This window comes from Vibrio sp. R11-SG3-ISO9, assembly GCF_059834255.1.
In genome coordinates this window covers 157,161-182,209 of sequence record NZ_JCBDGU010000030.1, presented here as the reverse complement: position 1 = coordinate 182,209, position 25,049 = coordinate 157,161, and the positions used below count along the sequence as shown (strand labels likewise).

General features: G+C 46.6%; 17 protein-coding genes and 1 pseudogene. 1 reads left to right on the top strand and 17 read right to left on the bottom strand.

Annotated features, from left to right (window positions below; all coding sequences use genetic code 11):
* Window positions 1–39 precede the first annotated feature (39 nt).
* Complete coding sequence (locus AC6R05_RS09735; RefSeq protein ID WP_500647249.1) at window positions 40–885, top strand: LysR family transcriptional regulator; 846 nt, start codon at window positions 40–42, stop codon at window positions 883–885.
* Here AC6R05_RS09735 and AC6R05_RS09730 read toward each other — a convergent pair.
* From AC6R05_RS09730 to murE, 17 genes and pseudogenes are all read right to left on the bottom strand, one after another.
* Window positions 836–1,615, bottom strand: a complete 780-nt coding sequence (locus tag AC6R05_RS09730; protein ID WP_500647244.1) for a TSUP family transporter — start codon at window positions 1,613–1,615, stop codon at window positions 836–838. The genes AC6R05_RS09735 and AC6R05_RS09730 overlap by 50 nt on opposite strands.
* 186 nt (window positions 1,616–1,801) lie before the next feature.
* Window positions 1,802–5,033 (bottom strand): annotated as a pseudogene (gene carB / locus AC6R05_RS09725) (carbamoyl-phosphate synthase large subunit).
* A gap of 16 nt (window positions 5,034–5,049) precedes the next feature.
* Window positions 5,050–6,189, bottom strand: coding sequence for a glutamine-hydrolyzing carbamoyl-phosphate synthase small subunit (gene carA / locus AC6R05_RS09720; RefSeq protein WP_032553126.1), 1,140 nt, complete (start codon window positions 6,187–6,189; stop codon window positions 5,050–5,052).
* Between the two features lie 482 nt (window positions 6,190–6,671).
* On the bottom strand, window positions 6,672–7,496 hold the full coding sequence (gene dapB, locus AC6R05_RS09715; protein ID WP_172974216.1) for a 4-hydroxy-tetrahydrodipicolinate reductase: 825 nt from the start codon (window positions 7,494–7,496) through the stop codon (window positions 6,672–6,674).
* An 89-nt stretch (window positions 7,497–7,585) separates the two neighbouring features.
* Window positions 7,586–7,984, bottom strand: a complete 399-nt coding sequence (mutT, locus tag AC6R05_RS09710) for an 8-oxo-dGTP diphosphatase MutT (RefSeq protein WP_500647243.1) — start codon at window positions 7,982–7,984, stop codon at window positions 7,586–7,588.
* A 360-nt stretch (window positions 7,985–8,344) separates the two neighbouring features.
* Window positions 8,345–11,071 carry a preprotein translocase subunit SecA gene (gene secA, locus AC6R05_RS09705; RefSeq protein WP_500647242.1) on the bottom strand — a complete coding sequence of 909 codons (2,727 nt, stop codon included), beginning with the start codon at window positions 11,069–11,071 and terminating at the stop codon, window positions 8,345–8,347.
* Between the two features lie 379 nt (window positions 11,072–11,450).
* Window positions 11,451–12,368 carry a UDP-3-O-acyl-N-acetylglucosamine deacetylase gene (gene lpxC / locus AC6R05_RS09700; RefSeq protein ID WP_032553123.1) on the bottom strand — a complete coding sequence of 306 codons (918 nt, stop codon included), beginning with the start codon at window positions 12,366–12,368 and terminating at the stop codon, window positions 11,451–11,453.
* Between the two features lie 95 nt (window positions 12,369–12,463).
* Window positions 12,464–13,693 (bottom strand): cell division protein FtsZ, encoded by a 1,230-nt coding sequence (gene ftsZ, locus AC6R05_RS09695; RefSeq protein ID WP_500647241.1) that lies wholly within the window; start codon window positions 13,691–13,693, stop codon window positions 12,464–12,466.
* Between the two features lie 30 nt (window positions 13,694–13,723).
* Window positions 13,724–14,992, bottom strand: a complete 1,269-nt coding sequence (ftsA, locus tag AC6R05_RS09690; protein WP_032553121.1) for a cell division protein FtsA — start codon at window positions 14,990–14,992, stop codon at window positions 13,724–13,726.
* On the bottom strand, window positions 14,985–15,764 hold the full coding sequence (locus AC6R05_RS09685; protein WP_032553120.1) for a cell division protein FtsQ/DivIB: 780 nt from the start codon (window positions 15,762–15,764) through the stop codon (window positions 14,985–14,987). The genes ftsA and AC6R05_RS09685 overlap by 8 nt, the downstream gene beginning before the upstream one ends.
* 194 nt (window positions 15,765–15,958) lie before the next feature.
* Complete coding sequence (murC, locus tag AC6R05_RS09680) at window positions 15,959–17,419, bottom strand: UDP-N-acetylmuramate--L-alanine ligase (RefSeq protein WP_500647240.1); 1,461 nt, start codon at window positions 17,417–17,419, stop codon at window positions 15,959–15,961.
* 13 nt (window positions 17,420–17,432) lie between these two features.
* Window positions 17,433–18,494, bottom strand: a complete 1,062-nt coding sequence (murG, locus tag AC6R05_RS09675) for an undecaprenyldiphospho-muramoylpentapeptide beta-N-acetylglucosaminyltransferase (protein WP_500647239.1) — start codon at window positions 18,492–18,494, stop codon at window positions 17,433–17,435.
* Between the two features lie 7 nt (window positions 18,495–18,501).
* Window positions 18,502–19,689 carry a cell division protein FtsW gene (gene ftsW, locus AC6R05_RS09670; protein WP_373417284.1) on the bottom strand — a complete coding sequence of 396 codons (1,188 nt, stop codon included), beginning with the start codon at window positions 19,687–19,689 and terminating at the stop codon, window positions 18,502–18,504.
* 30 nt (window positions 19,690–19,719) lie between these two features.
* Entirely contained in the window at window positions 19,720–21,036 is a 1,317-nt protein-coding gene (gene murD, locus AC6R05_RS09665) for a UDP-N-acetylmuramoyl-L-alanine--D-glutamate ligase (protein ID WP_500647238.1), read from the bottom strand.
* 58 nt (window positions 21,037–21,094) lie between these two features.
* Window positions 21,095–22,177, bottom strand: coding sequence for a phospho-N-acetylmuramoyl-pentapeptide-transferase (gene mraY, locus AC6R05_RS09660; protein WP_372064058.1), 1,083 nt, complete (start codon window positions 22,175–22,177; stop codon window positions 21,095–21,097).
* Window positions 22,174–23,550 carry a UDP-N-acetylmuramoyl-tripeptide--D-alanyl-D-alanine ligase gene (murF, locus tag AC6R05_RS09655; protein WP_500647237.1) on the bottom strand — a complete coding sequence of 459 codons (1,377 nt, stop codon included), beginning with the start codon at window positions 23,548–23,550 and terminating at the stop codon, window positions 22,174–22,176. The genes mraY and murF overlap by 4 nt, the downstream gene beginning before the upstream one ends.
* Entirely contained in the window at window positions 23,543–25,033 is a 1,491-nt protein-coding gene (gene murE, locus AC6R05_RS09650) for a UDP-N-acetylmuramoyl-L-alanyl-D-glutamate--2,6-diaminopimelate ligase (protein WP_500647236.1), read from the bottom strand. The genes murF and murE overlap by 8 nt, the downstream gene beginning before the upstream one ends.
* Window positions 25,034–25,049: the final 16 nt, after the last annotated feature.

Here is a 25,049-nt window from a genome sequence, read left to right as displayed (position 1 = left end):
AAGTTGGGGGTATTATTCCCAACTTTCATCAATAACCCTATGCTACTTGAAGGTATTGAAACACTGCTGGTGCTCAGCAAAGCAAAAACCATGAGCCGAACTGGTAGCTTGTTGTACATCAGTCAATCTGCAGTCAGCAAACGCATTGCTAATTTAGAAAAGAAGTTAGGTAAAAAGCTGATCGAACCCAATGGGCGACAGATTAAACTCTCTCCTGATGGCGTAGCTCTTATCGAGAGTATCGGCCCTGCGTTTAATGAATTACGCGGACTTATTTATGAACAGCAAGAGCTAGAAGACACCACGCTAATCACCTTAGATAGCTCTAAATCACTGATTGCCGGCTACTTAGGTAAGATGATGGGCGACTTTATCCAACATGATAAATACATCACCATCACCACCAACCACACACCACGGATCATAGAACGAGTGCAATCAGGGAAAGCGACTCTGGGGTTGTGTGCCGGGGTACTTCCTCCTCATCACGGGTTGATGACCTTTCATCTGTTCGACGAACCATTCTACATTGTGAGTTCAACACAATTAGAATGTCTACCAGAGCGTGTCATCACCAATGACATGACCAATCCAGCCAATAGCTATCAATTATCGGTGCTTGAGAAGTTCGGTGTTAAGCCGCTAATGGAGATGGATGCCTATACCGCAGCCGCACAGCTGGCGCTTGGTGGAACTGGCCCTGCACTGATTCCTCTATCAATCGTCAAAACCCTCAATATTGCTCCTCAGCATCTGTTTAGTTTTGAAGAGCTCAAAAATTTGATTCGCCCAATCCACATCTGTGTGCGACCAAATAGCTATCAATCACCGCGAGTTAAAGCACTGATAGAATCCATTGTTGATGCTGTTCCCAAAGCAATTTAGAAGCCATCCACATGGACATCACAATCACCAAAGGACGAATCCACTTTTGTCCTTTAGTGACCACGACCTTGGCACCTAATTGTGCACCAATAAAGCCACCAACAGCCATCACTAAACCAAGCTCCCAAATTGGTAGGCCAGCAATAATGAAGAAGATCAGTGCGGCAATATTCGATGTAAAGTTCAACACCTTAGTACGCGCGGTCGCATCAACTAAAGAGAAGTGACCAATTGCGACAAAGCAGACCGTGAAGATAGAACCGGTGCCCGGTCCAAAGAAGCCATCATAAAAGCCCACACCACCACCAACACACAGCGCAAACATCGCCTCCGAGATACGTTGCTTACCTTCGCTGGTCTTAGTTTGTGGGGCTAACAGGAAATAGAGTGAGATCGCAATCAGCAGCAGTGGGATCAAGCTAGTGAGCAAACTCGCATCGATGTATTGGACTAACTCGGCACCAATCGCGGAGCCGATAAAGGTACATAAGATAGCGAAGCGCATCTCTTTGATACTCACGATACCATTGCGCACAAAGTACCAGCTTGCGGAAAAGCTGCCGAACGAGCTCTGCAGTTTATTGGTCGCCAATGCTTGAGTCGGCGGAACGCCTGCGGCCAAAAGCGCCGGGAGTGTCAACAGTCCACCACCACCAGCCATCGCATCAATAAAGCCTGCAGCTGTCGCCACAAAAAACAGTATGGCTAGAATCTCAATGGTAATGTCCATGTGTCTCACTCCTTAACGTTGAGAGCACAAATTACCACTGAAATAAAAATGAAAACAACGAAACACAAGACAGTGACCTATTCCATTTTTTCATCGTTACTTTCACGCTCTTAGTTCGTACACCTCACATAAAAAAGGCCGCTCAATTGAGCGGCCTTTACGACATTTATATCCGTTTAACAGCGATTATGCTTCAGAAGCTTTAACCTGAGCGTGTAGCTCTTGTACTGAAGTTACCGTTGTTTTCGCGTCAGCTGTGTGAGCCATACACGTTGCAAACGCTGCGTTTAGCGTTGTTGTGTAGTTCACTTTCTCTGCTAGAGCACCACGACGAAGTACTTTAGAGTCTTCAATCGCTTGACGGCCAGCTGCAGTGTTCACGATGTAGGTGTACTCGTTGTTCTTGATACGGTCAAGAATGTGAGGACGACCTTCGTGTACCTTGTTCACTAGACGTGGGTTGATGCCCGCTTCGCCTAGGATAACCGCAGTACCGTGTGTTGCATCTAGTTGGTAACCAAGCTTAGACAGCTTAGATGCTAGGTCAACAACACGCTCTTTATCACCAGCGCGAACAGAAAGTAGCGCACGACCACCTTCAGGGTAAACATTGCCACAGCCTAGTTCTGCTTTTGCGTATGCTTCTGCGAACGTTGCACCAACACCCATAACCTCACCTGTAGAGCGCATTTCTGGGCCTAACAGTGGGTCAACACCTGGGAATTTATTGAACGGTAGTACTACTTCTTTAACAGAGTAGTATGGTGGGATGATTTCTTTAGTGAAGCCTTGAGCTTCTAGAGATTGACCCGCCATAACACGTGCTGCAATCTTAGCGATTGGAGCGCCTGTTGCTTTAGATACGAACGGTACTGTACGCGCTGCACGAGGGTTCACCTCGATTAGATATACTTTGTTGTTCTTCACAGCAAACTGCGTGTTCATTAGACCGCGAACACCTAGCTCGAATGCTAGCTTTTCAACTTGCTCACGCATTACGTCTTGGATTTCTTGGCTTAGCGTGTATGCAGGAAGAGAACATGCTGAGTCACCTGAGTGAACACCCGCTTGCTCGATGTGCTCCATGATACCGCCGATAACCACACGCTCACCGTCACAGATAGCATCGATATCGACTTCTACTGCGTCGTCTAGGAAGCTATCTAGTAGAACTGGAGATTCGTTTGATACGCTTACCGCTTCATTGAAGTAGCGACGTAGGTCTTGCTCGTCGTATACGATTTCCATCGCACGACCACCAAGTACGTAAGAAGGGCGTACAACCAATGGGAAGCCGATTTCGCGAGATTTCTCTACCGCTTGTTCCATTGTTGTTACTGTCGCGTTCTCTGGCTGTAGAAGGCCTAGACGGTCAACAGCCACTTGGAAACGCTCACGGTCTTCTGCACGGTCGATTGCATCTGGGCTAGTACCGATGATTGGCACGCCAGCCGCTTCAAGTGCGCGAGCCAGTTTAAGTGGCGTTTGACCACCGTACTGAACGATAACGCCTTTTGGCTTCTCGACGCGAGCGATTGCTAGTACATCTTCCAGAGTTACTGGTTCGAAGTACAGACGGTCAGATGTGTCGTAGTCTGTAGAAACAGTCTCAGGGTTACAGTTAACCATGATAGTTTCGTAGCCATCTTCACGTAGTGCTAGTGATGCGTGTACACAACAGTAGTCAAATTCAATACCTTGGCCGATACGGTTTGGACCGCCACCAAGAATCATGATCTTGTCTTTGTCTGTTGGGTTCGCTTCACACTCGTCATCGTAAGATGAGTACATGTAAGCCGTATCAGAAGAGAACTCAGCCGCACACGTATCAACACGCTTGTACACTGGGTGGATGTCGTATTGGTCACGTAGACGACGGATTTCGCTTTCCGCAACACCTAGAATCTTAGATAGGCGAGCATCAGCAAAACCTTTACGCTTAAGCTTGTTTAGCTCTTCTTTATTCAGACCAGCAAAGCCTTTCGCTTTAAGCTCTTGCTCAAGCTTAACGATGTCTTCAATTTGAACTAGGAACCAACGATCGATTTGCGTTAGGTTGAATACGCCATCTACAGACATACCCGCACGGAATGCATCCGCGATGTACCAAATACGCTCTGCGCCCGCTTCTTTTAGTTCGTGACGAATTGTTGTTAGTGCGTCTGGCGCATCTAGGTCAACCATTTCGTCAAAGCCAGTCGCGCCAACTTCTAGGCCGCGAAGTGCTTTTTGTAGCGATTCTTGTTGGTTACGGCCGATAGCCATAACTTCACCAACAGACTTCATTTGCGTCGTTAGACGGTCGTTAGCACCTGCAAATTTCTCGAAGTTAAAACGAGGAATCTTAGTTACTACGTAGTCGATTGTTGGTTCGAATGATGCTGGTGTTGCGCCACCCGTGATGTCATTTTGCAGTTCATCTAATGTGTAACCCACAGCCAGTTTCGCTGCAATCTTAGCGATTGGGAAACCTGTCGCTTTAGAAGCTAGAGCAGAAGAACGAGATACACGTGGGTTCATCTCGATGATAACCATACGGCCATCTTTCGGGTTGATACCAAACTGTACGTTTGAACCACCTGTTTCAACACCAATCTCACGCAGTACCGCTAGAGATGCGTTACGCATCAGTTGGTATTCTTTGTCTGTTAGAGTCTGTGCTGGTGCAACAGTGATTGAGTCACCCGTGTGGATACCCATTGGGTCGAAGTTTTCAATCGCACATACGATGATACAGTTGTCCGCTTTGTCACGAACCACTTCCATCTCGTACTCTTTCCAACCGATTAGAGATTCATCGATTAGAAGTTCGTTTGTTGGAGAAAGGTCTAAACCGCGACGACGAGATCTCTTCGAACTCTTCTTTATTGTATGCGATACCACCGCCAGTACCACCCATAGTGAATGATGGACGGATGATACAAGGGAAGCCAACCATATCTAGAACAGCGTAAGCTTCTTCCATGGTTTTCGCAGTGTCTGCACGTGGACACTCTAGGCCGATAGACTTCATCGCCTTATCGAAACGAGAACGGTCTTCCGCTTTATCGATAGCGTCAGCCGTTGCACCAATCATCTCTACACCGAACTCTTCAAGAACGCCGTGCTTCTCAAGATCTAGTGCACAGTTAAGAGCCGTTTGACCACCCATTGTAGGTAGAACTGCGTCTGGCTTCTCTTTCGCAATGATGTTGCGAACAACTTCCCATTGGATTGGCTCGATGTAAGTTGCATCAGCCATATCTGGGTCAGTCATGATGGTCGCTGGGTTCGAGTTTACTAGAATAACTCGGTAACCTTCTTCGCGAAGCGCTTTACAAGCTTGAGCACCAGAGTAATCGAACTCACATGCTTGGCCGATAACGATCGGGCCAGCACCTAGAATTAGAATACTTTTAATGTCAGTACGTTTTGGCATTGTCTACTACTCCGAATTACGCTGTGTGCTGTTTAATTAGTTCAATGAAGTGGTCGAAAAGCGGTGCCGCGTCTTCTGGACCTGGGCTCGCTTCTGGGTGACCTTGGAAGCTGAATGCTGGCTTATCTGTGCGGTGGATACCTTGTAGAGAACCATCAAATAGCGACTTGTGCGTTGCACGTAGGTTTTCAGGCAGCGTCTCTTCATCTGCAGCAAAACCGTGGTTTTGTGAAGTGATCATCACAACATCACGATCTAAATCTTTAACTGGGTGGTTTGCACCGTGGTGACCAAACTTCATTTTCACCGTCTTCGCACCAGAAGCTAGCGCTAGGATTTGGTGGCCAAGACAGATACCGAAGATTGGTAGACCTTTCTCTAAGAATACTTTTGTCGCTTCAATCGCGTAAGTACATGGTTCTGGGTCACCAGGGCCATTTGAAAGGAAAACACCGTCTGGGTTCAGTGCTAGAACTTCTTCCGCTGATGTTTCAGCTGGAACAACTGTTAGGCGGCAGCCGCGGTCAACAAGCATGCGCAAGATGTTACGTTTTGCACCGAAGTCGTAGGCAACAACGTGATATGGCAATTCTGAGTCTGCTTTCGCTTCAGGAAGTCCACCCGTAAGCGTCCACGAACCTTGTTTCCATTGATACGCTTCTTTTGTTGTAACTTCTTTCGCAAGGTCCATACCTTTTAGGCCAGGGAATTCTTTAGCCTTAGCCAGCGCTAGAGCCTCGTCGATGTTATTACCCGCTACGATACAACCGTTTTGAGCACCCTTCTCGCGAAGAATACGCGTCAGCTTACGAGTATCGATATCAGCGATACCAACAACGTTTTGCGACTTTAGGTAATCAGAAAGGGATTGTTCATTACGGAAGTTAGAAGCGATAAGAGGGAGATCGCGAATCACAAGGCCTTGAGCGTGGATTGAAGAGGATTCTTCGTCTTCGGAATTGGTTCCGGTATTGCCAATGTGAGGGTAAGTAAGCGTTACAATTTGTTGAGAATAGGAAGGATCAGTGAGGATTTCTTGGTACCCCGTCATCGAGGTATTAAAAACGACTTCACCAACAGCAGAACCGTCTGCGCCAATGGATTCACCGTGGAATACTGTCCCATCTTCTAGGACTAGCAATGCTGACTTTTTCAAGACAACCTCCAGAAATAAAAATGCATTAAAATTGATTTAATTTGCAAATCTACCTTCCTGCAACACCCAAAACTGCGTGTTTATGGAAATTAGACAAATTGGCGGTATTTTAGTGATGCCCGTGATTTGTGTCAACATTTAACGCAAAAGAAATTAAACATTTGTAGCCACTTATCCAACTTTCTCTTTTAAAGCTTCAAAAGTACTAGTTTTACAGGGGGGATGAGGGGAAATTGAGATTTTTTCAACTCTCGTTATCATTTCACTCTAAGTTAGAGTGATAGAAATATTGATAAGAAAGCGCAAACGTTAAATAACAAGAGGAAACAAGAAATAAAGGTAAGCTCAGACAAAAAACAACCAAAACTAGACAAAAAACACAATAAACTAAGCGTATTTTCACTACCTTAGTTAAGTTTAATTATCATTAGAATTGGCTAAATAAACAAAGCGCCGGCAATTGCCAGCGCATAATTATCTATTTACAGTTCGTTCAAACCAAGCACATCTGTCATGGTATAAAAGCCTGCTGGCTTGCTATCCAACCAAACCGCCGCCTTGATCGCACCGTTAGCAAAAGTCATACGATCCGTTGCTTTGTGGGTAATTTCGACACGCTCACCAATATCTGCAAACATTGCTGTGTGCTCACCAATGATATCGCCGGCACGAATGGTTGCAAAACCAATCTCATCTTTAGTACGCTCACCGGTAATGCCTTCGCGAGCCCAAACCGCAACGTCATTCAGATCATTACCCATAGCGCCCGCGATCGCTTCGCCCATACCAATCGCAGTGCCTGATGGCGCATCGACTTTATGACGGTGGTGCGCTTCAACAATTTCAACATCACAATAATCACCCATTACTTTTGCCGCTTTCTCAAGCAGCTTAAATACTAGGTTCACACCAACACTGTAGTTAGGAGCCATAACAATTGGCATCTCTTTAGACGCAGCGGCAATCACTTGTTTCTCTTCTTCAGAGAAGCCGGTTGTACCAATCACGAGCTTTTTGCCATGCTTCTTGCACAGTTCAATGTTCGCTAGAGTGCTGACAGGCGCAGTAAAGTCGACGATCACGTCAAACTCTTCTACCACTTTTGCTAGATCATCAACTAGGGCAACCTCAAAACGACCTTCACCACACAGCTCACCGATATCGACACCGACCAGCGATGACTCTGGGCGCTCTGAGCCAGCACCAACCGTCGCATCTTTGTTTTGGTGAGTAGCTTTCACCAAGTTACGGCCCATGCGACCTGCTGCTCCTGCAATTGCAATTCTTACCACTGCATTTATCTCCATTGTTTGGTTTGTCCCCTGCATACATTCGCAGAGCGACTCAAGTTCACTATCTCTTTAAACTAACAACAATCTCAGACTCAGGCTAGCCCTTACAAGTACTCTTTTACTACACGCTGTAAAATCGGCACGTTTGCTTCTGGGAATTCGTAGTTTGGCAATGCTTCAATAGCAACCCACTGCCCTTGTTGCCCTTCTTTGCCATAAGGCTCCTGCTCGAAAGCAGTAACACAGATGAAATCAAATTTAAGAGACTTTTCTGGATAATCAAACTCTAGGTGTTCAAATAAGCTCTGCTCTGTCACCGTAATTCCGATCTCTTCATCTAGCTCACGAACCATGGCTTGTTCAATGGTTTCGCCCTCTTCAACCTTGCCGCCTGGAAACTCCCAAAAGCCGCCTTTGTGTTTATCACTCGGACGCTTAGTAATAAAGATTTCCGATTTATCCTGATTGAAGATAATGCCCGCTACAATATGGATTCTTTTCATTGATGGTGTTCCTTCTGTTACCGCTATAGCCAACTCAACCATGAATTACGTCATCCTCAAGAAGGAGGAACGACTGAGTTGGGGATCTAATACAACATCATTAAGCCGAGAACCAAGCAAGATTCCCTACTACGCTCGTTCCTCGCTATAGGGAATGACGATTGAGTTGTCACCCAAAAGGCTTAACGACTAAATTCACATACAAAAAGAGCCGCATAAGCGACTCTCTATATTCTATTTTTCAGTTTTTCTGAAGCTAAGCTGTAGTGCTTGAGAGCAAGGCGGTGGCACGGAGCTTACGATAGTAAGTGAGTACCACCAACGCAGCTATCAAGTGCTACGGCGACGATTCATAGAAACTTAGTTGATTTTGCCGTGACACTGTTTGTACTTCTTACCACTGCCACATGGACATGGCTCATTACGGCCAACTTTGCGCTCATCACGTACAACTGGTTGATGCCCTTCTGCTGACTCTTCGCCATCAGATAGTTGGTTTTCAGCTGAAGCGTGTTGAGCTTGTGCACGGCGCGCTGCTTCTTCCGCTTGAGCTTGACGCTGCGCTTCCATCTTCTCTACTTCTTCTTGTTGTTGAACTCGAACTTTCGAAAGGATAGTAATCACGTCAGACTTTAGCACTTCTAGTAGACCTTCAAACAGCTCAAACGACTCGCGCTTGTACTCTTGTTTCGGGTTCTTCTGTGCATAACCACGTAGGTGAATACCTTGACGAAGGTGATCCATTGCCGCCAAGTGCTCTTTCCACAAACCATCAAGAGTTTGTAGCATGACAGACTTCTCGAAGTTGCGCAGAACTTGTTCACCGACCACTTCTTCTTTCTGTTTGTAAACATCAACAGCCATGCCTAGGATGCGTTCACGTAACGCTTCTTCGTATAGCTTATCGTCTTCGTCCAACCAACCTTGAATATCAAAGTCTAGGTCGAAGTCGTTTTTCAGACGGTCTTGAAGGCCAGGGATATCCCACATGTCTTCTAGTGACTGCGGCGGGATGTATTCATCAATAACCGATGTGAACACGTCTTCACGGTTGTGCTCGATCATCTCGCTGATGTCTTCAGAGCTCATTAGCTCATCACGCAGTTCGTAAACCACTTTACGCTGATCGTTCGCTACGTCATCGTATTCAAGAAGTTGTTTACGGATATCGAAGTTGCGACCTTCAACTTTACGTTGTGCTTTTTCGATAGAGCGAGATAGCATCTTAGATTCAATCGCTTCACCCTCTTCCATACCGCTCTGGATAAGACCAGCCATACGGTCAGATGTGAAGATACGCAGTAGCGAGTCTTCCATTGATAGGTAGAAACGAGAAGAACCTGCGTCACCTTGACGACCAGAACGACCACGTAGCTGGTTATCGATACGACGGGATTCGTGACGCTCAGTACCGATGATGTGTAGACCACCGGACTCTAGTACTTTGTCATGAACCACTTTCCAATCTGCTTTGATCTTGTCGATCTGCTCTTGAGTTGGATCTTGTAGTTTTTCAACTTCTGCTTGCCAGCTACCACCTAACACGATATCGGTACCACGACCAGCCATGTTAGTTGCGATAGTCACTGCACTTGGCGTACCTGCTTGCGCTACGATTTCTGCTTCTTTTTCGTGGAACTTCGCGTTCAGTACGTTGTGCTTAATTTTTGCTTTTTTCAGAGCGTTCGACAGCAGTTCAGATTTCTCGATAGAAACCGTACCAACTAGCGATGGTTGACCTGCAGCAACGCGCTCTTTGATGTCTTCAATGATGGCATTGAACTTGTCAGCTTCAGTACGATAAACCACGTCAGGCATATCGTTACGAACCATAGGCTTGTTGGTTGGGATAACCACTGTTTCTAAGCCGTAGATCGATTGGAATTCGAATGCTTCTGTGTCTGCCGTACCTGTCATACCTGACAGTTTTTCGTATAGACGGAAGAAGTTCTGGAAAGTGATCGAAGCCAGAGTCTGGTTTTCGTTCTGAATCTTAACGCCTTCTTTCGCTTCAACCGCTTGGTGCAGACCTTCAGACCAACGACGACCAGGCATAGTACGGCCAGTGTGTTCATCAACGATAACCACTTCGCCTTCTTCAGTAACGATGTAGTCTACGTTTTTCTCGAACAATACGTGTGCACGCAGTGCCGCATTAACGTGGTGCAGTAGGCTGATGTTGGTTGGAGAGTAAAGCGTGTCGCCCTCTTCCATTAGACCATTTTTCACCATTAGCTCTTCAACAAATTCTTGACCGTTTTCAGTCAGGTGAACCTGTTTAGACTTCTCGTCCATGGTGTAGTGACCTTCACCACGGTACTCTTCTGAATCTTCTTTATCTTGAAGTTCCAGGTGAGGAATCAGTGTGTTGATTCGAGTGTAAAGATCTGAGCTATCTTCAGCTGGGCCAGAGATAATAAGAGGAGTACGAGCTTCATCGATTAGGATTGAGTCCACCTCATCGACAACTGCGAAGAAGCGTTCACGTTGTACACGATCTTCCGCGCGGAAAGCCATGTTGTCACGTAGGTAGTCAAAACCGAATTCGTTGTTTGTTCCGTATAGGATATCCGCTTGGTAAGCCGCTTTTTTCTCAGGTGGTGCCATGTTTGGTACGTTAACACCAACGGTCATGCCTAAGAATTCAAATAGAGGACGGTTTGTCTCAGCATCACGCTTCGCTAGGTAGTCGTTCACCGTTACAACGTGAACACCCTTACTTGGAAGTGCGTTTAGGTAAGCAGGTAGAGTCGCTGTTAGTGTTTTACCTTCACCAGTACGCATCTCTGCGATTTGACCAGCGTTAAGAACCATACCACCAATCAGCTGAACGTCGAAGTGACGCATGCCGTAAATACGCTTAGATGCTTCACGTACTGTTGCGAATGCTTCTGGTAGAAGTTGGTCTAGTGTTTCACCTTTGTCTAAGCGCTCACGAAACTCAACAGTTTTTGCTTTTAGCTCTTCATCAGACAGAGCCTCAAACGTTGGTTCGTAGTTATTAATTTCTTTTACAATCTTTCTAAGGCGGCGCAGTGTTCTGTCATTGCGACTGCCAATTACCTTTGTCAGCAGCTTAGTAATCATGTGCTTGGAATCTCTTCGTTCTCAGATCGTCCGCGATCTATTTTAAATGCCGTCAGTCTCTACCAGTTGTGAACTAGTGTTAGTTACGAACCAAGGATACTGAGATAAATCTAGTACCTCTGATATTGTGTTGGAGAGTAGAGTTTTCAAGGCTTGAGTTAAAATTATTGGCATCTAGTGTAAGTAATTTTCACCTCAACGACCATTTATGAGGTCATTTGTTTGATGTGGTTTGAACTTTTATTACCAATTGCCGATGGAATAAACAACCTCAAGGCTAGCCTAACGCTTATTCCAATGCTTTATCGCACTTTAGCTTTATTACAGATACAAAAAAACCAGGCGCATTGCCTGGTTTTTAAAATCTTTGATTGCAGTTTTACGCTAAAACCATTCCTGGTTCTGCAAAGGCAACTGGAGAGCCTGCTTCTTCTTCGAATGTTGCCCATTCCCAAGCTTCTGCATCAGCAAGAACTGCACGTAGAAGTTGGTTGTTTAGGCCGTGACCCGATTTGTATGCACGGAACTCACCAATGATAGCGTGTCCACACATGTAAAGGTCACCAATCGCATCCAGCACTTTGTGAGTAACAAACTCGTTATCAAAACGAAGACCTTCTTCGTTAAGAATACGGTACTCATCAAGCACGATAGCGTTATCAAAGCTACCACCTAGAACTAGGTTCTGAGATTGTAGGTATTCGATGTCACGCATGAAGCCGAAAGTACGAGCGCGAGAAATCTCTTTAACAAAACCTTGTGAAGAGAAGTCAAACAGAAGACGCTGCTCATCAGCTTCAATCGCTGGGTGGTTGAAGTCGATCTCGAAGTCCATACGGAAGCCGTTAAATGGTACAAACTCTGCCCACTTATCACCGTCTTCAAAGCGTACTGGCTTTTTGATACGAATAAAACGCTTCGCTGCATTTTGAGTTTCCACACCAGCTTGCTGGATTAGATACACAAACGGGCTTGAACTGCCGTCCATGATTGGAATCTCAGGAGCATCTACTTCAACAATGATGTTGTCGATACCCATACCTGCTAATGCTGCATTCAAGTGTTCAACCGTTGAAATACGCACACCTGCATCGTTTACAAGCGCTGTACACAACATAGTGTCACGAACTGATGCTGGATCAGCTGGAAAATCTACAGGAGGGTTTACATCGGTACGACGGTATACAATGCCTGTATTTGCAGCTGCCGGGCGAAGAGTAAGTGTGACTTTACGACCAGAGTGGAGACCCACACCAGTTGTTTTCACAATTTCTTTCAGAGTACGTTGTCTGATCATCTGCCTGCCTCTTATCAGTGCTACAAATCACGGCCAGTATTTACCGACCGCGAATTTTACCACTAAATTGACTATAGTCAAATATTGGTTGTTTGTTAATCAGCCTGACGTCGTAAGAATGCTGGAATATCTAAGTACCCACTCTCTTTTTCTGGCTTAGGTGCTACACTTTGGCTAGCGCCTGTACCTGAAGAAACAGGTGACGTTGTTGGCTGTGGTTTCACTTGAGGTTTAACCTCAGTTTTTTCTTGCAATGGCTGTGCCACTTTCTCTTCCACTTTTGGTGCAGCTTGTACTGCGGCTTGTGGTTGAGGAGCCGAAGCCACTTTTGCTTTACCACCAGCAACTAACGTAATGTCTGGCTTTCTCTCAGTGCCAATACCTGTGGCTACCACAGTTACGCGGATTTCGTCCGTCATATCTGGGTCTAGAGAAGTACCGATTACTACTGTTGCATTGTCAGAAGCAAAGGCCTTAACTGTGTTACCTACGGTTTCGAACTCGTCTAGACGCATATCTAGACCAGCTGTGATGTTAACAAGCACACCACGAGCGCCCGCTAGGTCGATGTCTTCTAGTAATGGGCTAGAAATTGCCGTTTCAGCCGCTTCCTCTGCACGGTCTTCACCTTTCGCGATGCCGCTACCCATCATTGCATGACCCATTTCCGACATTACAGTGCGTACGTCCGCAAAGTCGACGTTAATCATGCCTGGGCGAGTAATTAGCTCAGCAATACCTTGAACCGCGTTCTTAAGAACATCGTTCGCGCTTGCGAATGCTTCTAGTAGTGTTACACCACGACCCAGTACCTTCAGTAGCTTCTCATTTGGAATCGTAATCAATGAATCCACATGTTTAGAAAGCTCTTCAATACCTTGTTCAGCAAACGCTAGACGCTTTTTACCTTCGAAGCTAAATGGCTTAGTTACAACAGCGACTGTTAGTACGCCCAGCTCTTTTGCTACTTCAGCAATCACTGGAGCGGCACCAGTACCTGTACCACCACCCATACCAGCTGCGATAAATACCATATCGGCGCCAGTTAGAACTTCTTTAATTCTTTCTCGGTCTTCGAGAGCTGCATCACGGCCAACTTGTGGGTTTGCGCCAGCGCCTAGACCCTTAGTGATGTCACCACCAATTTGGATCACGCTGCTCACGCTAGTTTTGCGAAGTGCTTGAGCATCAGTGTTTACGCTAATGAACTCAACACCTTCAATTGACTCACGTACCATGTGCTCAACAGCGTTACCGCCACCGCCACCAACTCCAACGACTTTAATTACTGCATCGTCAGACATTTCCATCATCGGTTCAAACATGTGTTATCTCCGTTTTTCCTGCAACTCAGGTTAAAACTCTTTTTGTATCCAATTACGCAATTTACCAAACAAACCTGTCATCGAAGGCGCGCTACGCTTTGGCTCGCTGTAATCACCTTCATCGTTTATTTGGCAGTCTCTTGCGTAATGAAGTAAACCAACCGCCGTAGAATGATACGGCTCTTTAACATAATCGGTTAAGCCACTAACTTCTAACGGCTTACCCACTCGAACTTGATTGCGGAAAACGCGTTCCGCACACTCTACTAATCCTTCAATCTGTGCAGCACCACCAGTTAAAACTACACCGGCAGCAAGATGATGTTTAATACCCTCATCTCTTAACTGTAGTTGAACAGTATCAATAGTTTGGTTAACAAGCCCCATTAATTCTGTATAACGTGGTTCAATCACCTCAGAAAGTGTTTGTCTTTGCAAACTACGAGATGGTCGACCACCCACACTTGGGACGTTAACTGAGTCATCCTTGCTTACGAGTTCACTCAGAGCGCAACCGTGGTTTACTTTGATCTCTTCGGCATCACTTACTGGTGTACCGAATGCGAAGGCAATATCACTGGTTACTGCATTTCCTGCATAGGAAAAGACTTCTGTGTGTCGCAGTGCACCACCGGTCCAAATGGAGATATCCATTGTACCTGCACCAATATCGACCACACACACTCCAAGTTCTCTCTCGTCTTCAGTGATTACCGCATTACTTGAGGCAAGCCCTGAAAACACGATCTGCTCTACAGTGAGACCACATCGTTCAACAGCTTTAATAATGTTTCTCGCCATATCGCTGTGGCAAGAAATCAGGTGAACACTCACTTCCATTCGAACCCCAGACAAGCCAAGTGGATTCTTAATACCCTCTTGGTAATCGATGGTGAATTCTTGTGGAATCACGTGCAGAATTCTCTGCTCGTCACCTATTTTAATTGATTTCGCGGTATGGATTGCTCGATCCATATCGTCTTGTGACACTTCCTCATCCGAGATGGTGCCCATGCCTTTTTCAATTCGGCTTGCGATGTGCTTACCCGATAGTGAGATAAATACATTGCTGATTTGGCATTCAGCCATCAGTTCCGCTTGATCAATAGCACGCTGAACCGATTTCACTACCGACTCTAGGTCGTTAACACCGCCTTTATCCATACCTCTGGATGGGCTCTGCCCAGATCCAATGATATTGATTTGACCATCAGGCAGTACCTCACCTACTAGAGCTGATATGGTTGCAGTGCCTATATCAAGACCAACAATTATGTTGTCATCTGCGGCCTTAGTCATCTGTACTCTCTTCTAACTCTTGCTCTGGAAACCAGCCTACAGCGGCTCCCGTATCATACCTGAGGTCGATGTAGCTCACTCGATTCGCTTTATCACCTAACTCGTTATAAAGCGAAATAAAGCGCTCAACACGCTCATCTAAAGAATCTTTACCTAGCTCTAGGCGAATGCCGTTGTCTAGGATGATTTGCCATGCTCTACGTTCATTCAGAACCAATGAAGTGACACTCAATCCCACGCTATTGATCAACGGGGTAATCTGACGCCACTTGGCGATCACTTCTTGACTCGAATCTTGAGGGCCATAGAGTTTGACTCTGTCACCTTCAAGTTGGCCTATATCTCCATTAAACACATCGCCGTTTTCGTTTAACAGCATGTTGCCGTTCCAAATCGCGGCAGCTTGATGCTCAGTCAGAAAAACTTTAATCGTGTCAGGCCATTGCTTACGAATAGAGACAACAGATACCCAAGGAAGTGCCTCTAAACTGTCTTGTAACACATCAATGTCTTGAGACATGAAGGTTCCAATATGTTCAAGCTGGCTAAACGCATGCTGAACATCACTGGCGGAGACATATGTTAAGTCGCCTTGAAGTACAATTTTAGAGAGGGGCAATCGTTGATCGTCCCACATCCAACTCAGAGTGGTATAGAAAAGAAACCCAATGAAAAGCACTACCAAAATCAGAAAAGAACCACCAAGGGCGTGTTTCTTTAACGATGGTAAGCTGAATAGGTGGCGGTTTTCGCTGAAAGTACTTTCTACCAAAACCCGCAGTCCCTGTCGTTGGTTCGCAATTCTATTCCCTATCTTTTCGTAATAGAGGTAAAAGCACTTACTTTAACCTATGAATTATACTGAGCAAAATCAAACTATCAAACGTTGATAATCAGATTTTTGGTTAAATTTGGGTCAAGCGCAAGAAGTGAGCGCTCGACCACAGTATGTGATAACTTATTCTATTAAGCGCTCTGCATTTTATTAATGTCTAACTGCAGCGCTTCAAGCTGTTTCGCTACGCGGCCAACATCACCTGCGCCTTGTGTTAACACGAGGTCACCGCCTTGGATAACATTGGCTAATGTCGAAGGTAGCGCAGTAATGTCTGAGACAAAAATAGGGTCGATTTTACCGCGGCCACGAATGGTTCGGCTCAACGCACGGCCATCAGCGCCAGCAATCGGTTTTTCACCTGCTGAGTAGACATCAAGCAGGATTAAAACGTCAACCTGCTCAAGAACGTTAGCAAAATCATCAAACAGATCACGGGTGCGGCTATAACGGTGCGGCTGGAATATCATCACCAGACGCTTGTCTTCCCAACCGCTACGTGCTGCTTGGATAGTCACGTCGACCTCAGTTGGGTGATGACCGTAATCATCCACCAGCATTGCCACACCTTTACCAGTTTCGTATTCACCTAAATGATCAAAACGGCGACCAGTGCCTTGAGTGCCAGCCATTGCTTTTAGAATTGCTTCATCGCTGATGTCATCTTCTGTAGCCACTGCAATCGCAGCCGATGCATTCAATGCGTTGTGGCGACCCGGGATGTTAAGTGTGATATCAAGATTCGCTTTGCCTTCGCGAACTACCGTGAATTTGCCTTGCTGACCTTCTTGGCGGTAGTTCTCAATACGCACATCAGCATCTTCAGAGAAACCGTAAGTGATCACTTGGCGACTTACTTGAGGGATAAGCTCACGTACTACAGGATCATCAACACACATGACCGCCTGACCGTAAAACGGCAGGTTGTGTAGGAAGTCGATGAAGGTCTGCTTTAACGTTTCGAAGTCACCACCATAGGTATCCATATGGTCAGCTTCGATGTTGGTCACGATGCTTACCATAGGTTGCAGATGTAAGAATGATGCATCACTCTCATCAGCCTCTGCAATCAGAATTCGACTTGAGCCTAGACGAGCATTAGTGCCCGCGCTTTTTACCAGGCCACCGTTAACGAAGGTTGGATCAAGACCCGCTTCAGAGTAAATCTGTGTAACCAGAGCCGTCGTGGTTGTTTTGCCGTGCGTACCAGCCACTGCAATACCATGACGAAAGCGCATTAGCTCTGCGAGCATCTCTGCACGACGTACAATCGGTGTGCGTGCTTCACGAGCCGCAACGATTTCTGGGTTCTCTTCGTTGATTGCAGTCGAAACGACCACCACACTTGCGTTAGCAACATTACTCGCTTGATGGCCAATGTAGACCGTTGCACCCTTGCTAACCAAACGCTCTATTACTGGGTTTTGAGCAATGTCAGAACCTGTAATCTGGTAGCCTTCGTTTAGCAAGACTTCAGCAATCCCGCTCATACCTGCGCCACCAATACCGATGAAGTGGATAGATTTCACTCGGCGCATTTCTGGCACCATTGCACGGATCTGCGCTAAGTCTTGCGTATGTTCAATCGTCATCAAATTTATCTCGTTATTTTGCTAAAGCTTGAATGGCTTTAGCGACGGTCACATCAGCGTCCAGCTTCGCCGCTTGGCGTGCCTTTGTTGCCATCGTTTTTAATTCATTTCTGTCTAGCTGAGCGATGGTGTTCGCTAGCTTTTCTGCCGTTAGATCTGGCTGTTCGATCATCAACGCAGCGCCGCAATCAACTAAGTGGTCGGCATTAAGCGCTTGCTGGCGGTCTTTATGCATGAAAGGCACAAAAATAGAGCCAACACCTGCAGCAGAGACTTCAGACACTGTTAACGCACCTGAACGACACACTAATAGATCTGCCCATGCATAGGCTTGCGCTACATCATCAATAAATTCAGTCACTTGAACATTGTTCACAGAATGAGAATTATATTGTTCAATAACTTGCTGTTGATTGTTTTTGCCCGCTTGGTGCATCACTGTGAAGCCTTCACCAAGCAGCCCCAAAGCAACTGGCAAGGTGTCATTGAGGATCTTTGCACCTTGGCTACCGCCCATAACTAGGATACGGATATCACCGTCACGTTCCGCCATGCGCTCACTTGGCTCAGGCAATGCAACCACATCTTCACGTACTGGGTTACCCACAACATCCGCACTAGGGAATGCACCCGGGAATGCTTGAAACACCTTTTTCGCGATCTTAGATAGCCATTGGTTGGTTAAACCGGCCACTGCATTCTGCTCATGCAGAACCACTGGAATACCCGATAACCAAGCTGCGATGCCACCTGGACCACTCACATAGCCGCCCATGCCAAGCACCACATCTGGCTGCCACGCCTTAATGTGTTGCTTTGCTTGAAGTATGGCATTAATAATTAGGAAAGGCGCTTTAATTAACTTAGCGATGCCTTGGCCTCGCAGTCCTTTCACCTTAATGAAATCAATCTCGATACCGTGCTTTGGCACCAGATCCGCTTCCATACGATCAGCCGTACCTAGCCAGCGAATCTCCCAACCTTGTTGTTGTAGTTTTTTCGCGACCGCTAAGCCTGGAAATACGTGACCGCCGGTACCACCAGCCATCACCAATAATCTTTTGTTCTTTTTCATGCTGCTACTATTCATTTAATTCGTTCTGATGCTCAGCATCCTGTTGTTCTATTAGGCGACATTCATGGTCAATTCGCAGCAACATAGATACCGCGACTGACATGATGATCAAGCTGGAGCCACCATAACTGATCAGTGGAAGAGTCAGGCCCTTGGTCGGTACGATACCTGATGCCGCACCAACGTTAACCAAGGTTTGAAAAGCAAACCAAATACCGATGCCAAAAGCGAGGTAACCGCTAAACACCTGGTCGTTTTCAAAGGCTTTCTTACCAATAAAAATCGCTTTGAAAACCAAACTGAAGATCAGCATCAACACCAAGGTCACGCCCACAAAACCGAGCTCTTCTGCAAGTACAGCGAATACAAAGTCGGTATGCGCCTCCGGCAAGTACTCTAGTTTTTGAATCGAGTTGCCTAAGCCTTGCCCCATCCAATCCCCACGACCAAATGCCATCAGAGATTGTGTTAGCTGGTAGCCACTACCAAATGGGTCATTCCAGGGTTCCCAGAATGAGGTCACACGTCGCACACGGTATGGCTCTATCACAATCAAGCCAACAACCGCAGCCACACCAGCAACCATGAGAGCGATAAACTGCGACAGTTTCGCACCAGCAATGAACAGCATGCCAAACAGAGTCACCAGCATCACAACCACGGTACCTAAGTCGGGCTGACCTAGTAGCAACACTGCAAAGGCACCAAACACCATAATGGGTTTTGCAAAACCACCGAAGAAGGTCTTCCTCACTTCGTCTTGCTTACGAACCAAGTAACCAGCCATGAAGATAAACAGCGACAACTTTGCCACTTCGGCAGGCTGGAGGTTGAATAGCCCCAAAGGAATCCAACGCGATGCACCGTTAACCGACTTACCAACAGCCAATACCACGATCAACAAGAAGAAGGACAATCCCAGTAGGTACATACTGTATTGAAGCCAGCGCTTCATCGGGATTTGCAATATCACACTGGATACACCCAACGCGAGCAGCAAAAAGATCGCATGGCGGAACATAAAGTGAAAAGGCTGATCGGTTAAACGAGCACTGATTGGGAACGAAGCAGACGTCACCATTACCAACCCAGTCAGCATCAGCCCAAGCGCGATCCAGACCAATTGACGATCGTAAAGCGCCTCTGGCGTAGAGCGGTTAAGCCATTGCCAAATTGAGTGGTTGAGCTGTCTCACTTTCTGCACTGGGTTCCAGTCCTTTAACGATTAAGCGTACTTTTGAGCAAGCTCGGTGAATGCATCACCCCTTGCCATGAAATTACTAAACTGATCGAAGCTTGCACACGCAGGCGATAACATCACCATATCTCCAGCGACCAGCTGTGGTGAAATGGTTTCAATAATCTGCTGCATGGTGTCAAATTTTTGTGCCGATGAATGCAGAGGCTTAAACTGGTCAGCATCTTCACCAAAACAGCACAGTTGAACGCGTGCGATATTGTTGAGTACCGGTGCAAGCTCACTGAAGTCTGCGCCTTTACCCACACCACCGACTAACAAATAAAGTGTTCCTGCACACTCTAGACCAGACAAAGCCGCTAACGTGCTGGCAACGTTGGTTGCCTTAGAGTCATTAACCCACTTCACGTCGCGCTTGTCTGCGACGACTTGGCAACGATGAGTCAGGCCGTTATATGCTTTTAATGCATCAAGACTGTTGGTGTAGTCGATATTTGCCAGTTTAAGTAGTGCTAAAGAAACCAAGGCATTTGATACATTGTGTCGACCAACCAAGGTGAGGTCTTGGCTGCGAATAACCGGCACACCATGATCAATGAGCCACTCTTCGCCATTAATCACATCAACGCCGAACTCTTGGTTATCAAAGCCGAAGCTTACGACCGGTTGTGAATCGAGCGGATAGGTTTCGCGATCATCACGGTTTACTAGAGCGTATTGCGCATGTTTGAAGATACGGCGCTTAGCATCACAGTAGTCGGCCATGCCTTGATAACGATCCATGTGATCTTCAGAGAGGTTCAAGAATGCGGCTGCCGCTAATTTAAGACTTGATGTGGTCTCTAACTGGAAGCTCGACAATTCTAAGACGTAGAGGTCGGCATCTTGTTCAAGTAGATCCAATGCAGGAACACCGATGTTGCCACCAACGCCCACCTTAAGACCAGCAGCTTTGGCAAGCACACCCGTAAGGTCTGTCACAGTGCTCTTACCGTTAGAGCCCGTGATTGCCACGACAGGCTTCTCAACCGCCCAAGCGAACAATTCAATATCACCCACAACAGCACCGCCGCGTGCCAACACAGTTTGAATCTCTGGTGTTGCCAGCGCGATACCTGGGTTTGCCACCACAAGGTCGGCTTGTGCTAACCACTCGTTTTGCCAGCTCCCAGAATGCAGAGCAACACCATCAGGCAGTGACTCTTTGCCCGGAGGATTATCGCGAGTGTCGATCACTCTCACCGTGCAGTGAGGCTGATATTTTACAAGATGTTTAACGACAGAGAGCCCGGTAATACCGAGCCCTACAACCACTACATTTTGAATATTTTGCCAAGGTTCCATTTAAACAAGACGCTCTTAATGTGGATAAAGCCCCGTATTAACGAGGCTTAAAGTGGAATTAACGAACTTTCAGAGTCGCTAGACCAATCAAAACAAGAACCATTGAGATGATCCAAAAACGCACGATTACACGTGGCTCTGGCCAGCCTTTCAGCTCGTAGTGGTGGTGAATTGGTGCCATACGGAAAATACGCTGACCGCGCAGTTTGTAAGAGCCGACCTGTAAGATTACTGATAGCGTCTCCATTACAAATACACCGCCCATAATAACCAGTACCAACTCCTGGCGAACCAATACCGCGATAGTGCCTAAAGCACCACCGAGTGCTAGAGAGCCGACATCGCCCATGAATACTTGCGCTGGGTAGGTGTTAAACCATAGGAAACCAAGGCCAGCACCGACAATAGCGGTACATACAACAACCAGCTCAGACGTAAACGGGATATAGGGAATATGTAGGTATTCAGCAAAGTTAACGTTACCCGTCGCCCATGCAATAACCGCAAAGCCAGCAGCTACCATTACCGTCGGCATGATCGCGAGACCGTCTAGACCATCTGTTAGGTTAACCGCATTACTGGTACCCACGATAACAAAGTACGTCAACACAATGTAGAGTAAGCCAAGCTGTGGCATCACATCTTTGAAGAAAGGTACAACAAGCTGAGTCGCTGCCGTGTCTTGACCGTGTACATACAGTGCAAACGCCACAACCAGCGCAATCGCTGACTGCCAGAAGTACTTCCAGCGAGCAATTAGGCCATCGGTGTTCTTACGGACAACTTTGCGATAGTCATCAACAAAACCGACCGCACCATAACCGCCAAGAACTGCCATCACAGCCCATACATAAGGGTTAGAAAGATCTGCCCACAACAGAACAGTAATGATGATCGCAGCCAAGATCATCACACCACCCATGGTTGGTGTACCACGTTTGCTGAAGTGAGATTCAGGGCCATCATTACGAACAACTTGACCGATTTGCAGCATTTGCAGACGCTCGATTAAACGAGGTCCCATCCACAGTGACAAGCATAGAGCCGTTAAAATACTCGCGATTGCTCGAAACGAAAGGTATTCAAACAGGCGAAAAAACGAAAAGTGTGGCTGTAGCAGCTCTGCAAGCCAAATAATCATGAAAAGTTCTCCTTTAAAGCAGCGGCAATTTTACTCATTCCTGCACTGTTTGCGCCTTTAACTAACAGTGTGTGCGACGCATTATTTGGCAAGCTTAACTGCTGCTCTATATGTGCGATCATCGCTTGATGCGTGGCGAAGTGAATGCCGTTGCAGACCTCACTGATCACCTTTGTATCATCACCATAAGTGAGTACATGCTCAAAAGCGAATGGGGCAGCATATTCACCGACTTGACGGTGAAGTGCAAGGCTTTCATCGCCTAATTCAGCCATATTGCCTAAAATCAGCCAACGCTGCCCTTTAAAGCTAGACAACAGTTTTGCCGCCGCCTTCATCGCAGGCACGCTGGCGTTGTAGCTGTCGTCAATTAACTTAATTTGTTCACTCAGCTGTTGAACCTCAACACGGCCCTTGACTGAGTTCAAGTTTTTTAAACCAGTCTGAATGTCATTCAAACTCGCACCAAACTGGATACTCAATGCGGCTGCAGAAAGTGCATTTGCCACATTGTGTTGACCAATGATACCTAGCTCAATAGCGATATCCCCTTGTGGGGTGTGCATTGTGAAACAGGCTTTGCCTTGATCATTAAGCTCAACTTCGTCGGCAAAGTAATCGGCCTCAGGGTTTACATCTGAGAACGTAAGCACCGACTTATCTGCCAAGACTTCTTCCCAATATGCACCACCATTGCTCTCTAAGTTGACGATAGCGGTATCTCCAGCAGAGAGGCCTTGGTAGATTTCACCCTTAGCTTGCTTTACACCATCCATTGAACCAAAGCCTTCAAGGTGCGCTGCGGCAACATTATTTACCACCGCCACTTGCGGCTTGACCAGTTGTGTCGTGTAAGCAATCTCACCGATGTGGTTAGCACCAAGCTCAATCACAGCGAAGTCATCACTTGGCTCGCTGCGCAGTAACGTCAGAGGTACCCCAATATCATTATTGAAATTGCCCGCGGTAAACAGTACTTTTCCACGCTGTTGTAAAATGCTAGCGACCATCTCTTTGACTGTGGTTTTGCCACAGCTACCTGTGATAGCCATGGTTGGCACTTCACATTGAGCATGCACCCATGCACTCAACTGACCCAACGCAAGTTTAGTATCCTCAACAACTACTTGAGTAATATTTAGGTCAAGTTTTCGTTCGACTAACAACGCGCTGGCTTGTGCTTCGACCGCTTGATGGCAAAAGTCATGCGCATCAAATCGCTCGCCAACCAAAGCCACAAACAGAGCACCACTTTGAACGGTACGTGTATCTGTAGATACCGAATGAATCATGGTCGCTTTCCCTGCTTCCGTTGATTCAATTAGTTCACCATTAACGGCCTGACAGACCTGTTCTAGTGATACATCAATCATTGTGAATACCTAATAATTGCAGTGCTGACTCTCGATCAGAGTAGTGCACAGTTTCATCTTTTAATACTTGGTAATCCTCATGGCCCTTACCTGCCAGTAGGATAATGTCATTGTTACCCGCTTGCTCAAGGGCAAACTTCACCGCTTGATAGCGGTCATGCTCAACGTATGCAGCTTGAGGCTTCTTAAGTCCCACCAGCATATCTTTGACGATTTCCGCAGGGTCTTCGCTGCGAGGGTTATCATCAGAGATAATGATCTTGTCGGCGAACTGTTCCGCTGTCTCCGCCATCATTGGACGCTTGCCTTTATCTCTATCACCGCCGCAACCAAAAATAGCCCATAAGTTGCCAGAGCAATGCACGCGCAGCGCAGCTAATGCTTTTTCAAGTGCATCTGGCGTGTGAGCATAATCGACGACGACTTTGGCTTTTTGCGGCGCTTGGAATAGTTCCATACGGCCGATCACTGGCTGTAGCTTTGGTGCACTATCAATAAGTTGCTGTTTATCAATACCTAAAGCAAGCAGTGTTGCAAACGCCACTAATACATTTGATGCATTGAATTGACCGATCAAAGGTACCTGCAGTGACCCCGTGCCCCACGCACCATCGAAATCCATACAGATGCCAGTTTCAGCATAAGCCACGTTTGAGGCCCACACCGAATTGTCGCGATCAGTCATAGGATTAAGCGACACTGCAACGGCATCGGGTAATTCAGATAACCACGCCAAACCCACCGGGTCATCGGCATTAATGATGGCGTGCTGGCAGTGATGCTTGGTAAACAGACTCTGTTTGGCTAACGCGTACTCTTCCATTGTGCCATGATAGTCAAGGTGGTCTCGACTCAGGTTGGTAAAAACACCGGCTGCGAATTTGAGTGCTTTAACTCGGCCTTGAACCAAGCCGTGTGATGAGATTTCCATTGCAGTATAGGCCGCATTTTGAGCCGATAATTCACTCAAAGTACGTTGAATTTCAATCGCACTACCCGTGGTATTTTTTGCGGTTTGCAGGTCGTCAAGAAAACCATTCCCTGTCGTGCCCATAACACCAGAGCGCTGACCAACTAAATCAAGCCACTGAGCGATAAGTTGAGTAATTGTGGTTTTGCCATTAGTGCCTGTCACGCCAATCAGCTGAGTCGCATCTGATTGATAGACTCGACCAGCTAGAGCAGAGAGCTCTTGATTCAGATCTTGGACATAAGCGATAGCGACGGCATTATGTAACTCAACACTGCCATGAACATGCTCTTCGCACGCTTGAGCAATGACAGCGCTAGCACCCAACTCGATGGCTTTATCGATAAAACGGCGTCCATCAACAGCATGGCCAATAACAGCAACGAAAATGTCTCCCGAACTTACCGCTCGGCTATCTAACTCAAGGTGCGTGACTTCGACTTCCGCCAGTTCAGCACAGTCAAATGCCCCCCAAGGGCTCAGTAAGTTAGACAGTGTTAGGCTATTACTCATATTGAATCCTGATTCG